The 13,118-nt window shown below is 63.5% G+C and carries 10 protein-coding genes and 1 pseudogene; 4 read left to right on the forward strand and 7 right to left on the reverse strand.

Annotated features, from left to right (window positions below; translation table 11 throughout):
• Positions 1-168 (forward strand): annotated as a pseudogene (locus tag NKH29_RS19415) (NADP oxidoreductase coenzyme); the annotation flags it as partial.
• Between the two features lie 262 nt (positions 169-430).
• Here the strand turns inward: NKH29_RS19415 and guaA are convergent.
• From guaA to NKH29_RS19435, 4 genes are all read right to left on the reverse strand, one after another.
• Positions 431-1,993 (reverse strand): glutamine-hydrolyzing GMP synthase, encoded by a 1,563-nt coding sequence (guaA, locus tag NKH29_RS19420; protein WP_353000431.1) that lies wholly within the window; start codon positions 1,991-1,993, stop codon positions 431-433.
• Between the two features lie 86 nt (positions 1,994-2,079).
• The gene (locus NKH29_RS19425) at positions 2,080-2,730 is read right to left on the reverse strand and encodes a 5'-methylthioadenosine/S-adenosylhomocysteine nucleosidase (RefSeq protein WP_023716494.1); all 651 of its coding nucleotides are present in this window, start codon (positions 2,728-2,730) and stop codon (positions 2,080-2,082) included.
• A 27-nt stretch (positions 2,731-2,757) separates the two neighbouring features.
• The gene (locus NKH29_RS19430) at positions 2,758-3,216 is read right to left on the reverse strand and encodes a PaaI family thioesterase (protein WP_023716493.1); all 459 of its coding nucleotides are present in this window, start codon (positions 3,214-3,216) and stop codon (positions 2,758-2,760) included.
• A 145-nt stretch (positions 3,217-3,361) separates the two neighbouring features.
• The gene (locus NKH29_RS19435) at positions 3,362-4,651 is read right to left on the reverse strand and encodes an RsmB/NOP family class I SAM-dependent RNA methyltransferase (RefSeq protein ID WP_023716492.1); all 1,290 of its coding nucleotides are present in this window, start codon (positions 4,649-4,651) and stop codon (positions 3,362-3,364) included.
• Positions 4,652-4,999: 348 nt separating this feature from the next.
• Here NKH29_RS19435 and NKH29_RS19440 point away from each other — a divergent pair, with 348 nt between their 5' ends.
• Positions 5,000-5,677 (forward strand): MIP/aquaporin family protein, encoded by a 678-nt coding sequence (locus NKH29_RS19440; protein WP_023716491.1) that lies wholly within the window; start codon positions 5,000-5,002, stop codon positions 5,675-5,677.
• A 77-nt stretch (positions 5,678-5,754) separates the two neighbouring features.
• Here NKH29_RS19440 and katG read toward each other — a convergent pair whose 3' ends face one another.
• Positions 5,755-7,953, reverse strand: coding sequence for a catalase/peroxidase HPI (gene katG / locus NKH29_RS19445; protein WP_023716490.1), 2,199 nt, complete (start codon positions 7,951-7,953; stop codon positions 5,755-5,757).
• 148 nt (positions 7,954-8,101) lie between these two features.
• On the opposite strand from katG, the gene NKH29_RS19450 reads away from it, so the two are divergent.
• Positions 8,102-9,010, forward strand: coding sequence for a hydrogen peroxide-inducible genes activator (locus NKH29_RS19450; protein WP_023716489.1), 909 nt, complete (start codon positions 8,102-8,104; stop codon positions 9,008-9,010).
• A 670-nt stretch (positions 9,011-9,680) separates the two neighbouring features.
• Positions 9,681-10,646 carry a coiled-coil domain-containing protein gene (locus NKH29_RS19455; RefSeq protein ID WP_353000433.1) on the forward strand — a complete coding sequence of 322 codons (966 nt, stop codon included), beginning with the start codon at positions 9,681-9,683 and terminating at the stop codon, positions 10,644-10,646.
• A gap of 897 nt (positions 10,647-11,543) precedes the next feature.
• Here NKH29_RS19455 and NKH29_RS19465 read toward each other — a convergent pair.
• Together NKH29_RS19465 and NKH29_RS19470 are read right to left on the reverse strand one after the other, a co-directional pair.
• Entirely contained in the window at positions 11,544-12,146 is a 603-nt protein-coding gene (locus tag NKH29_RS19465; protein ID WP_352592609.1) for a cupin domain-containing protein, read from the reverse strand.
• A 321-nt stretch (positions 12,147-12,467) separates the two neighbouring features.
• Entirely contained in the window at positions 12,468-13,115 is a 648-nt protein-coding gene (locus NKH29_RS19470) for a TetR/AcrR family transcriptional regulator (RefSeq protein WP_023716486.1), read from the reverse strand.
• Between the last annotated feature and the right edge of the window lie 3 nt (positions 13,116-13,118).

Below are 13,118 nucleotides of genomic sequence, written 5' to 3' on the forward strand. Positions count from 1 at the left end.
TCGAGCGACGACGAGGACGCGACCGCTCCGGTGGCGGCCTTGGCCAAACAACTCGGGTTCGCACCCGTCAAGCTGGGAAAGCTCAGCGAGGGTGGCGCGCTGGTTCACGCACGCGGCCGCACGTGGGGCCAGCTCATCTTCCAGGACCTGTTCAAGAAGGAGCAGTAATCGATCTACGACCGTGTGGTCGACGCCGAGAACTGGTCGCGCGCTAACTTCTTCGAGCAGCGCGCGACCGAATATTTGAAGGCCACAAAGTCGCGAAGGTTGGGGTGGGCCCGACGGAGTATGGGCGCCGTTCGAAGAGCGGGGAGACGCCCGACACAGCGGCAGATCTGCCGGTCGCCTAGAACCTATCGGCTGCTATCGATGGCCTAGGATTCGCTCGAGTGTCCTCTGCTATCCGATACTACTCCACCGCACTCCCTCCTCACTCCCACTCGATCGTGCCTGGCGGTTTGCTCGTCACGTCGTAGACGACGCGGTTGATGCCGCGCACCTCGTTGATGATGCGGGTGGCGGCGGCGCCCAGGAATGCCATGTCGTAATGGTAGAAGTCGGCCGTCATGCCGTCGACCGAGGTGACGGCGCGCAGCGCGCAGACGAATTCGTAGGTGCGGCCGTCACCCATCACGCCGACGGTCTGCACCGGCAGCAGCACGGCGAAGGCCTGCCAGATGGCGTCGTAGAGGCCGGCCTTGCGGATCTCATCCAGATAGATGGCGTCGGCCTCGCGCAGTATCTCCAGCTTTTCGCGGGTGATGCCGCCCGGGCAGCGGATGGCGAGACCGGGGCCGGGGAACGGATGCCGGCCGATGAAGCTGTCGGGCAGGCTGAGCTCCTTGCCGAGCGCCCTCACCTCGTCCTTGAACAATTCGCGCAGCGGCTCGACCAGCTGCATGTTCATGCGCGCGGGTAGGCCTCCGACATTGTGGTGCGACTTGATCGTCACCGACGGTCCGCCGGTGAAAGAGACGCTTTCGATGACGTCGGGATAGAGCGTGCCTTGCGCCAGGAAGTCGGCGCCGCCCAGCTTCTCGGCCTCCTCCTCGAACACTTCAATGAACAGCCGGCCGATGGTCTTGCGCTTCTTCTCCGGATCCGACTCGCCCTCGAGCGCGCCGATAAAACGGTCCGAAGCATCGACCAGGATCAGCGGCAGATTGTAGTGCTGGCGAAACATCTCCACCACGCCGGCCGCCTCGTCCTTGCGCATCAGCCCGTGGTCGACGAGGATGCAGGTCAGCTGATCGCCGACCGCCTCGTGGATCAGCAGGGCCGCGACCGAGGAATCGACGCCGCCCGAAAGCGCGCAGATCACCTTGCCCTTGCCGACCTGCTTGCGGATCGTCTCGACCGCGTGCTCACGGTAGGCCCGCATCGTCCAGTCGCCTTCGATGCCGGCGATGTTGTGGACGAAGTTTTGGAGCAGCTTGGCGCCGTCCGGCGTGTGCACCACTTCGGGGTGGAACATGAGGCCGTACATCTTGCGCTCGACATTGCCGAAGATGGCGAAGGGCGAGCCCTCCGATTTTCCGAGCACCTCGAATCCCTTCGGCAGGGAGATGACACGGTCGCCATGGCTCATCCACACCTGGTGGCGCTGGCCGGGCGCCCACAGGCCCTCGAACAACGGGCTGTCCTTGGCGATCTCGACGAAGGCGCGGCCGAACTCGCGATGGTCGGAGCTTTCGGCGACGCCGCCCATCTGCACGCACATCGCCATCTGGCCATAGCAGATGCCGAGCACCGGCACGCCGGCGTCGAAGACGATCTGTGGCGCGCGCGGACTGCCGATGTCGCTGGTCGAGGCCGGACCGCCGGACAGGATCACCGCCTTTGGATTGATGCGCTTGAACGCCGCCTCAGCCGACTGGAAGGGCACGATCTCGGAAAAGACGCCGGCCTCGCGAATGCGGCGGGCAATCAGCTGAGTGAACTGGCTGCCGAAATCGACAATCAGGACGGTGTCGGGATGATTGGCTGTTTTCATGGCGAGCGTTTAAAGAAAGAAACGAGTCGGCGCAATGGGTTGCGGGGCGTCTCTCTCACTCCGAATCCGCATCTTAATGGGACAGGTCAAAACTGCAGCGTGTCAGACGCGATCGCCTGTTCCAGCAGTTGCACCGCCCCGGCCAGCTTCTCGTCGATGACATGCAGGTATTCCGTCCAGTCGCCGACGTGTCTCAGATCGGCCGCCCCGTCGGAAATGCCGCGCAGGCCGATAAGCGGCACGTCGAACAGCTGACAGGCGCGCAGGCAGGCGAAGGTCTCCATGTCGACCATATCAGCGGCGACCGCGTCGTAGGCGGCGCCGGAGACGATTGCCGCGCCGGTGGACAGCGTCGCCGGCCTGATGCCCGGTATCCTGAACGGTAGCGGCACACCGACAGGCAGGTCGAGAAACGGCGTGGCGCCCTTCTCGAAACCCAAGGGCGAAGCGTCCATGTCGCGGTAGGCGACCGAAACGGCCTGGTAGATTTCCGTCTGCTCCAGCATCCGGCTGCCCGCCGAACCGAGCGACACGACCAGATCCGGCAGCGCCTTCCCGGCGTGCAGCCGGGACAGTTCGGCGCTGAGCCCGACGCCGGCCTCGACCGGCCCGACGCCGGTCATCAGCGGCGTGAACAGCCGCTGCAAGTGTGGGCCGTATTCGGCTTCGGCCGCCATGACGAAGAGAACGGACTTGCCGGAAATCAGGGTGAGCTCACCAGGTGTCTTGCCGGCCATGATCGTCTGTCCTCCCCTGCCCGTTCCTCAGCCCTCGATATCGTCGCGGCCGAGCACCGTCATCATCGTTCCGGTCATCGTGGCGATCAACTTGGCCTCGCCGTCGGTGGCGAACGCATAGGCCTGGCCATCGGCGACGATAATGGTGCGACCGGGCTTGGTCACCGAGCCGCGGAACAGGAAGCGCTCGCCCCGGCCGGGCGCCAGCAGATTGACCTTGAACTCGATGGTCAGCACGCCGGAATTTTCCGGCATCAGCGAGAATGCCGCATAGCCACAGGCCGAATCGAGAGCCGTCGAAATGACGCCGGCATGAAGAAAGCCGTGCTGCTGGGTCAGTGCCGACGAATAGGGCATTTCGATCTCGATGATACCGGGCGTCACCAGCGTCAGCTCGGCGCCAATCGTCATCATCGCGTTCTGGCGCGCGAAGGACGTCCTGACGCGGTCCTCATAATCGGGAGCAGGAACGATCTTTGCTGCCATGGCCGTCGCCCTTCGTTTCTCGACAAATCTTATTGTAGAGGCATTTATCGCAGAGGGGTGGGCGGCAGGCAATCGCAAATGCTGCACTGCAGCAATTGGCTAAACCTGCTGATAAGAAGCGAGATCGGCGACATCCGGCAACCGTTCAGCCAGCCCGCCGCAGCGCGCAGAAATAAAAGCCGTCGGTGCCGCTCAGCAACGGCGACAGCGAAATGCCGCCCGCGGCGCCAATACGCACTGCCGCTTCGTGGCCCGCAAAACGGCTGTCCCAAAGCTGGCGGTGATCGACCGGGACAAAGCCGGGATGGCGGTCCCGGAAGGCCGAAACCTGGTCGCCATTCTCCTCGTCGAACACCGAACAGGTGATGTAGACCAGCAGGCCGCCGGGTTTGACGAAGTCCTTGGCGGCATCGAGTATCGTCTCCTGCTCGCCCTTGCGGGCGTCGAGCTGCCTTTGCGTCAGCCGCCATTTGGCATCCGGCCGGCGCCGCCACGTGCCGCTGCCGGTGCAGGGCGCATCGATCAGGACGATATCCATGTGCTTGCCGAGCGGCGCAAGCTCGGCCGGCTTGGTGACGATCTGCACATTGCGGTTTTCCGAGCGGCGGATGCGGTCGAATATCGGCGCCAGCCTTGCCTTCTCGGCATCGTGGGCGAAGATCTGGCCGCGATTGTCCATTGCCGCGGACAGCGCCAGCGTCTTGCCGCCGGCGCCGGCACAAAAGTCGAGCACCTGCATGCCAGGCTCGGCGCCGGCCAGTTCGGCTGCAATCTGCGAACCTTCGTCCTGAACCTCGAACCAGCCTTTCTGGAAGGCCGGTTCGGCCTGCACGTTCGGGTGCCTGCCGTCGCCGTCGATCGGCGGGATGCGGATGCCGTGCGGCGCGATCCGCGCAGGCTTGGCGCCGGTCTCCGCCAATTCCGCCAGCACCTTGCCACGATCGGCCTTGAGCGTGTTGACCCTGAGGTCGAGCGGCGGGCGAGTGCCAAGCGCGGCACCCTCTTCCACCCAGGCCGTGCCGAACGCCCGCTCGAACAGCGGCATGCACCAGTCGGGGATGTCTGCCCTGACAGCCGGCGGCGCGTCGGTGAGCCGGCGAGCGGCGAGGGTTTTCAATTCGTCGGCGCTCAGCAGCGGCGGCGCGAACTTGTCGCCCTCGAGCGCCTCGTTCAGCGACTGCGCCGTCTGGCCCCATTCGAGCAGCAGCGCGCCGAAGCCGATGGCGCGCGGCGTCTCCTCGCCGAGCAGCCAGCCGGCGGAGCGTTTGCGGCGCAGCGCGTCGTAGACGATGTTGCCGATCGCGGCGCGGTCGCCGCCACCGGCGAAGCGGTGCGACAGGCCCCAGTCCTTCAGCGCATCGGCCACCGGCCGGTGGCGCCGGCCAATGTCGTCAAGCACTTCGATGGCTGCCGCCAGCCGCCCGCCCAGTCTCATTGTCGTCTTCCATTACTCAGCAAAATAAAATCCGGCCCTGCTCTTAGAGCTTTTCGTGTCCTGATTGAAACAGTTCTGTTTCCCCGACGGCGAGACAATCCATGCAAGGCGGGTGACGAATGTGGGTTCGTGCATCGCGAGCCGCCGCCACCAAGCGGGCGTCGGCATGCGGAACCAAATAATTCGATCAATATATTACAAGCTTCTAATGTTCTTGTCTGGTGGGCGCAAGCACGCCGGCTGGTGCAACTGCTCTGCTTTGCAACTTTTGCGGTTGCGAATACTCTTTGCGCGGTGATTCGCGTCGCAGAAAAAGGCGGAGCCGCGGGTCGACACGAGGAGAGGGCAATGAAAGCTTATCTGGCGGAAGTTCTAGGCACGTTTCTATTGGTGTTCATCGGCACGGCTTCGGTGGTGACGGGCGGCTTCGGCGGCGCGCTGCCGCTTGGCCAGGAAGGTATCGGTCTGGCATTCGGCATCGGCCTGATTGCGGCGGCCTATGCGATCGGCCCGATTTCCGGCGCGCACCTCAATCCGGCGGTGACGCTCGGTGTGTTCCTCGCCGGGCGGATGCCGGCCAGGGACGTCATTCCCTACTGGATCGCGCAGGTCATCGGCGCCATCATCGCATCGCTGGCACTGTGGATCATCGTCTCCGGACAGGTCGGCGGCCACACCGGCGGCTTCGGCGCCAATGGCTGGGACGTGACGAAATGGGGCGTCAGCTCGGCCTTCCTGTGGGAGCTGATCGGAACCTTCACCTTCGTCACGGTGATCCTCGGCGTCACCAACGCCAAGCACACCACGGCCTTCGCCGGCCTCGTAATCGGCCTGACGCTGGCCGGCCTGCATTTCGCCATCATCCCGGTGACCGGCACATCGCTCAACCCGGCCCGTTCGATCGGACCGGCGCTGTTTTCGGGAACTGCGGCGATCGGCCAGCTGTGGCTGTTCATCGTCGCGCCGCTGATCGGCGGCGCCATTGCCGGCGTGGTTGCCAAGGCCGGTATCTTCGAGAAGGACTGACTTTTCGGAGGCCCAACGAAAAGGCGCGGGTCGAGGCCCGCGCCTTTTTTGTTGCGTCGAGAACTTCGTGTGCTGGATCAGGCCGCGAGGTCAAAACGGTCGGCGTTCATCACCTTGGTCCAGGCCGCGGCGAAATCCCTGACGAACTTCTGCCCGGCGTCGGCCGAGCCGTAAACCTCGGCAAGTGCACGCAACTGCGCGTGCGAGCCGAAGATCAGGTCGGCGCGGGTGCCGGTCCACTTGACCGCCTTGGTCTTGCGGTCGCGCGCTTGGTAGACTTCATCGGAGCCGGCGGCCGGATCCCAGACCGTATTCATGCTGAGCAGGTTGACGAAGAAATCATTGGTCAACGTGCCCGGCCTGTCGGTGAACACCCCGTGCTTCGACTGGCCGGTGTTGGCGCCGAGCACCCGCAGCCCGCCGACAAGCACCGTCATCTCCGGCGCCGTCAAGGTCAGCAGCTGCGCCCGGTCGACCAGCATCGCTTCGACCGACATCGGCGGCTTGCCCCTGACGTAGTTGCGGAAGCCATCGACTTTCGGCTCGAGCGCGGCGAAGGACTGGACGTCGGTCTGTTCCTGCGAGGCGTCCATGCGGCCTGGCGTGAACGGCACCTTGACGTCATGGCCGCCGTCCTTGGCCGCCTTCTCGACCGCGGCGACGCCGCCGAGAACGATGAGGTCGGCAAGCGAGACCTTCTTGTCGCCTGCCTGCGAGGCGTTGAACTCGCTCTGGATGCTTTCAAGCTTTTCGAGCACCTTGGCCAGCTGCGCCGGCTGGTTGACCTCCCAATCCTTCTGCGGCGCCAGCCGGACGCGTGCGCCGTTGGCGCCGCCGCGCTTGTCGGAGCCGCGGAAAGTCGAGGCTGAGGCCCAGGCGGTCGAGACCAGTTCGGAAACGGACAGGCCGGAGGCCAGGATCTTCGCCTTCAGCGAGGCGATATCCTGTTCGCCGACCAGTTCGTGGTCGACTGCCGGTATCGGATCCTGCCAGATCAGCTCTTCCTTCGGCACGAGCGGGCCGAGATAGCGGACGACGGGACCCATGTCGCGATGGGTCAGCTTGAACCAGGCGCGCGCGAAGGCATCGGCGAACTGATCCGGATTCTGGTGGAACCGCCGCGAGATCTTCTCGTAGGCCGGGTCGACGCGTAGCGCGAGGTCGGTGGTCAGCATCGCCGGGGCGCGGCGCTTCGAGGCATCGTGCGCATCCGGCACGGTGCCTGCACCGGCGCCGCCCTTCGGTGTCCACTGATGGGCGCCGGCCGGGCTCTTGGTCAGTTCCCATTCGTAGTTGAACAGATTGTCGAAGAAGTTGTTGCTCCATTTGGTCGGCGTCGTGGTCCACGTCACCTCGAGGCCCGAGGTGATGGCATCGCCGGCAATGCCGGTGGCATGCTTGCTCGACCACCCGAGGCCCTGCGCTTCGATGCCTGCGCCTTCCGGCTCCGCCCCGACCAGCGACGCATCGCCGGCGCCGTGGGTCTTGCCGAAGGTGTGACCGCCGGCGATGAGCGCCACGGTTTCCTCATCGTTCATGGCCATGCGGGCGAAGGTTTCGCGGATGTCGCGTGCCGAGGCCAATGGATCGGGCGTGCCGTTCGGTCCTTCCGGGTTGACGTAGATCAGCCCCATCTGCACGGCGCCGAGATGGCCCTGAAGTTCGCGGTCGCCGGAATAGCGCTCGTCGTCGAGCCACTTGGTTTCCGACCCCCAGTCGACGTCCTGCTCGGGCTCCCAGACATCGGCGCGGCCGCCGGCGAAGCCGAAGGTCTTGAAGCCCATCGATTCCAGCGCGACGTTGCCGGTGAGGATCAACAGGTCGGCCCAGGAGATTTTCCTGCCATATTTCTGCTTGATCGGCCACAGCAGCCGGCGCGCCTTGTCGAGATTGGCGTTGTCCGGCCAGCTGTTGAGCGGCGCGAAACGCTGCTGGCCGGCGCCGGCGCCGCCACGGCCATCGCCGATGCGATAGGTGCCGGCGCTGTGCCAGGCCATGCGGATGAAGAGCGGGCCGTAATGGCCAAAATCGGCCGGCCACCAATCCTGCGAATCGGTCATCACCTGGTGCAGATCCCTGATCACCGTATCGAGATCGAGGCTCTTGAATTCCTTGGCGTAGTCGAAGTCCTCGTCCATCGGGTCCGAGAGGCTGGACTGCTGGTGGAGGACGGCAAGGTCAAGCTGGTTCGGCCACCAGTCACGATTGCTCCTCCTGGCCGATCCATGTGGGACCGGGCATTTGCCGGCGCTGTTGTCGTCGGTTTTCGCGTCCATCTTTGCCTCCGATTTTGTTGATTTTCCGGGATTTTGTTGATTTTCCGGGCAGGGCCAGCAGCCGCGCCATTCTGGAATGGTTCCAGACTAGCCTGCCCAGCCGATAAAGACAAATTGCCTTTGCTGTTTATTCTGATAGGTTTTCCTTATGATTGGCTTGACCGTCCGGCAGATGCATTATTTCGAAGCGCTGGCGCAAACGCTGCATTTCGGCCGTGCGGCAAAACTCGCCGGCGTCAGCCAGCCGGCGCTTTCTTCGCAGATCGCCGAGATGGAGCTGCGGCTCAATTGCCGGTTGTTCGAGCGCGGCGGCAAGGCGGTGCGGATGACCGACGAGGCGCAGGCCCTACTGCCGCGCATCGAGCGCATTCTTGCCGACGTCCGCGACGTCGAGGCGACGGCCCGGCGCGGCCGCCCGGCGCTAGAGGGCCGCTTCCGGCTCGGCATCATCCCGACGGTGGCGCCCTATCTCTTGCCGCATGTGCTGCCGAAGCTGAAACGGCATTTCCCGGCATTGCAACTCGAATTGCGCGAGGCGGTGACCGCTTCGCTGGTCGAGGACACGGCTTCGGGAAAGCTCGACGCCTTCGTCGCGGCACTACCCCTCGATTACCCAGGCCTGGTCACCGAGGCGCTGTTCTCCGACCGGTTCTTCCTGGCCGTGCCGGCCGGCGACCCCGCCTTCGCCTCGCCGCCGGTGGCGCCGGAAAGCCCGGCACTGGAGCGGCTGATGCTGCTGGAGGAAGGCCATTGCCTGCGCGAACAGGCGCTCGCCGTCTGCGGCAGCGTGCGGCCGGTGGCGATGGCAAGCTATGGCGCGACCAGCCTGACGACGCTCTTACAGATGGTGGCGCACGGGCTCGGCGTGACGCTCATCCCGGAAATGGCGGCGGGACCGGCCAGCACTATCCCCGATCTGAAGATCGTGCCGTTCCAGGAACCAATGCCGCAACGCACGATCTGCCTCGCCTGGCGGCGCAACAAGGTCCGCCACGACGAATGCGTCGAACTGGCCAAGATCATCCGCGGGCTGGATGCGGCGGTGCTTGCGGCGTGAGCGGCGGGGGGTGTCGGTCAATGGTCTGGTTTAGGCCGAAGCGGACCGCAAGCCCCTTCTAAAGGAACGACTTCAACCTTTTTAGTCTGGTGTTGACTCGAAATCGACCTTCGCAGACCTGAATGGCTGCTTTGCGCCGCATCACAGCCGTTGGGTAGGGAAGATGGTCATCCCGAAAGCCGAAAGTTCCGTTTGTTCGAATGATGACAACTAAGGAAATAGGAAACAGCCTTTGCGCGCAATTCCGTGCTTTGGCGTTGCCGAGGGTGCTTCACTAGCATTGATCTTTTTGGTGCGGCATCCGCGGCGTGCAGTAAGTGGAGAATACAATAGCGGTGAGGGCCGCGATCGGTGAGGTTCAGTGATGAATCATGCGCAGAGTACCAGGTCAAAATGTCTCCGCTGTGACTTCACCTTTATTAAACCACGGCCCTTGATTTTACTTCACGGGATACGCGGCAGGGGGTGCAACGCCATACCATCCCTCATTCCGTTATGCCTCGTTCTGGCGTTGGTATCTCCGGCAAATGGTCAGTTGGCGCCCGAAGCGTCAGCGGTTACCACAGCTAACGACAGCTCGTCGGTCGCGGTTTCCGAACACACCGAGGTCGGCAAAGAACCGGGCAAGCCACAACCGAGCGCGCTCCGATCCCCTATATCTAGAGAGCTGGTGCTCAGCGAAACACGGGCACTCAAGGCACGGGCACTCAAGGCACGGGCACTCAAGGAGGGCGCGCAAACGCCGCTCGGCGAGCATGAGGAGGCTTTACGCCGCGAATTGGCCGCAGCACGAGCGGAGCTGGACGTTATGCAGCGCGGCGCACGTGAGCTAAGCGCCCAGGCGCACGTACTGGCAGACACGGTGGCTCAGCAAGCACAAGCCCTAAATGAGCAGCAGCGAACAGACGAAGCGCTCGCGCTCGATCTGGAGGCGGCGCAGCGCGTTATCGAAAGCTACAGGGCCGAAGCCAGTCTCTGGAACAGCGAGAAGACTGCCGCGCTTGGAGCGCACCCCTCTATGGACGCATCCCAGCTTGCTGCGAAGCGAACGCTTGATGAGGAGCGGCACAAGGTTGAGCTCTTGGAACAAGAACTTACCACGGCTCGCCAAACTATCGATGCTCTTAAGAAAGGCGCAAATCTGGCAGCCGTCGAGCAGGCCAACGCCATAAGGGACCGACAGGTGGCCGAGGCCGCTCTAAAGCAGGCTCGAGAAACACTCGAACGGGGACGCGAACGAGCAGATTCAGCTGTACGTGACCTCGATATTGTTCGCCGGGAACGCGATGTTTTAAAGCAGAACTCGGTAGATTTGAGTGCCGCGCTGGACCAGGAGCGTGAAAAGGCTATCGGTCTAGCCCGCCGCCTCAGTACCGCGCGCGAGGCAATTGATATTGTCAAGGGTAAGCGTCGCACTGCGGCTGTGGAGCGCGCGCCGAAAGCACGTACCCCCGCGAGTGCACTTGCAAGTAGGTTATCGCGTTCGGGCGCCCAACCAGCCCGTAAACCGGACTTGCCGAAAAAACAGAAAGTGAAGGTCCAAAAGTCGCCGCAAACTGCTCTGCTGGCAACCATACCTCTTCCCGCCGCATTGCTTCCAATACGGCCATCCAAAAACGGCGAGCCGCGCCAGTGAAGACTAGGGAGCGAAAGCCGCAGGGGAGATGACAATGAAGAAGTATGTCGCAGCCGCGTTGACGATCGGGATCACAATTGGGCCTGCCTCCGCTCTTGAAGCAGGTGTGGGCGGTAGGGCCGGCGGTGTCGGGGTCAGTGCTGGAGTGAGCGCCGGTTCGCAAGGCGTATCTGTGGGGGCGGGCACGAGCGTCGAGGGCGTAGGCGGAGCAAATGTTGGAGCTTCGGTCGGTGCAGATGACGGATCAGTCGACGCAGGCGTTGGTGCCAGCGGCAACGTTGGTGACACAAGCACAAGTGCCAGTGTGGGCGACGATCCGTCCGCCGAAAACGAGGCGGCTACCGCACCCGACAGTTCGACTGCAGCGACGGCCCCTGCCTCTGCCAAGACCGCCAGGCAATTCATCGTGCTGCCACCCGTCCTCAGGCCTTCCAAAGCCGGTGAGGGTGACTTCACCAAGGGGTATCCGTTTGGATCTCTGGGGCCACTGACACCGAAACCCGGTACGCCGATTGCGGTCGTGCGAGCCTGCCGCGCGGCGATCATAGCCGCTGCAACGCCGCTGGGCGCCGTCCGTGTCCACGCGGCAAGCGCAGGCGCCTTGCGTCAACTTCGGGGTGCACTCACGGCGCCGATCGAGGTGCGAATAGACTACGCAAGAAAAGGCGGCATCGAAGTCCGACAGGCGCAAGTCAGTTGCCGCCTCGATGCGTCGGGCAGGGTCACTGCAATAATATAGTACCAAGCCTGATTGCCTGCCCTGTGCACGCCGACAGCGGCACGATCCGCTTCGCTATCTACAAGGCGGCCTTCTTCGTCGGTGGCGCCGTAGGTGTTGGTCAACGGTTCGGTTTGAGCCCCGAAGCCAACCCGCAAGCCCCTTCGAAAGGAACGACTTCAGTCCCTTTTCCAGGCTGCGAGCAACGGGCCTTTGCTTCCGTAGACAGGGTCCTTCCGCGGGCGGTCGACCCTGGGGATCGTCGCGACCGCCTTGGCATGGTCGGCGGCGGTCGTGCATTCGTCATAGGTGCCGGAAGGAGGATAGGCGCCGACGACCAGAAGGTCGTCGGATGCGGAAAGACGCTGGTGTCCGGTGCCGGCCGGAAGCACCGCGACGTCGCCGGCCTTCAGCGACAGCGTTCGTCCCTTGCTGCCGCCAAAGCGGACCTTGGCCGTGCCGCGCGCGACGCCCAGCACCTCATGTATGCGCGAATGGTAGTGAACGTAGTTGTAGATGCCGTTGCGCCAGCTATCGCCCCAGCCATTGGCTTCAAAAAGCGCCTCCATGACAGCCGCCGGATCGAAGTCTTCGGGCAGCGTCACGGCGCCGCGATAGACGACCAGCGGCCAGAACGGATGGTTGGGCACCAGCCCGTCATCCCTGAACCGAAATGCATTCGCTTTGCGCGGCCTCAGGAGGTCGGCGACCTCTCGCCTGTCTGGCCTGGCGATGCCGGTGACCTGCTCGACGGCCTTCTTCGTGGTTTGCAGAATGCTCATGGGGTGGCCCTTGGGTGGTTTGGAGCTCCATGCCGGTTAATCGGCTGCGTGGCGGTTGGTTCCGCTAGGGTTAGAGTTCCGCGATCTGCACCATGGCGGCTCCGCAACAAGGTCCGGCAAATCCTGAATGGCTGCTTTGCGCCGCATTTTTGCCGTTCAGACCACCATTGCAGCTTCCCGAAAGCTGACGGTCTGCTAAGCCGGCACTAAGGCCTCGAATGGGGTGGTAGCGGTTACTCCGCCGGTCAGCCCGCTGCCCAACGATAATAGTCGCGTTGATGTCAATGCGAGCATCCCAAATATCATGCAAGTACTCCTAGTCTATCCGCCCGGGTGGTCGTTGCCACCGTGCGCGGCGATGAACATGGCGACGGCCGACCGGCAATAGGATTCGATTTCGTTGTCGTCCTCTGCTCTCGCCTCATCGAAGCGTGCGATAATCAGGAGATCGGATCCTTTGATAAGCGCGGCAAACAAGCGGGCGGACCGGAGAGGGTCGGTCACGTTCAGAACCGCCTTCGCGTGCAACTGACGCAACAGGGCCTCGATTTGGGCGATGACATGGGCGGGGCCGGCTTCGTAATGGAGCTTGCTTAACGACTTTTGATTCGTCTTGTCGGCCATGATCATGGCTTCGACACTGCGGACGTCCGGGTTCAACAGCGTGCGAAGCAGGGATGATCCCACCGCCATGAGCTGATCTTCGGCCGAACCGTCGACGCCTTCAAAAAGGGCCTGTGGTGCAAACTGATGGCAGCGGGCCGCGATGGCCGCGCTGAACAGCGCCTCCTTGTTCTCGAAGTGCCGATAGATGCTGAGCTTGGATATCTTCGCTCGCTGGGCGACCTTGTCCAATGTCGTCGCATGAAAACCCAATTCCTCAAAGAGTTCGCACGCGGCGTCGACTATCGTTTGGCCAAGCGCCTCATTGGCGGGCCGGCCGCGCCGGCCCTGGCTGTTTTCGGTCACGAC

The organism is Mesorhizobium sp. M1295 (assembly GCF_040318135.1).
In the GTDB taxonomy this organism is placed as follows: Bacteria; Pseudomonadota; Alphaproteobacteria; order Rhizobiales; family Rhizobiaceae; genus Mesorhizobium.

What these genes read in the sequence shown, in the direction of transcription:
- guaA (WP_353000431.1), bottom strand. Translation starts at nt 1,993, where the DNA reads ATGAAAACAGCCAATCATCCCGACACCGTCCTGATTGTCGATTTCGGC.
- NKH29_RS19425 (WP_023716494.1), bottom strand. Translation starts at nt 2,730, where the DNA reads ATGGCCGGCAAGACACCTGGTGAGCTCACCCTGATTTCCGGCAAGTCC.
- NKH29_RS19430 (WP_023716493.1), bottom strand. Translation starts at nt 3,216, where the DNA reads ATGGCAGCAAAGATCGTTCCTGCTCCCGATTATGAGGACCGCGTCAGG.
- NKH29_RS19435 (WP_023716492.1), bottom strand. Translation starts at nt 4,651, where the DNA reads ATGAGACTGGGCGGGCGGCTGGCGGCAGCCATCGAAGTGCTTGACGAC.
- NKH29_RS19440 (WP_023716491.1), top strand. Translation starts at nt 5,000, where the DNA reads ATGAAAGCTTATCTGGCGGAAGTTCTAGGCACGTTTCTATTGGTGTTC.
- katG (WP_023716490.1), bottom strand. Translation starts at nt 7,953, where the DNA reads ATGGACGCGAAAACCGACGACAACAGCGCCGGCAAATGCCCGGTCCCA.
- NKH29_RS19450 (WP_023716489.1), top strand. Translation starts at nt 8,102, where the DNA reads ATGATTGGCTTGACCGTCCGGCAGATGCATTATTTCGAAGCGCTGGCG.
- NKH29_RS19465 (WP_352592609.1), bottom strand. Translation starts at nt 12,146, where the DNA reads ATGAGCATTCTGCAAACCACGAAGAAGGCCGTCGAGCAGGTCACCGGC.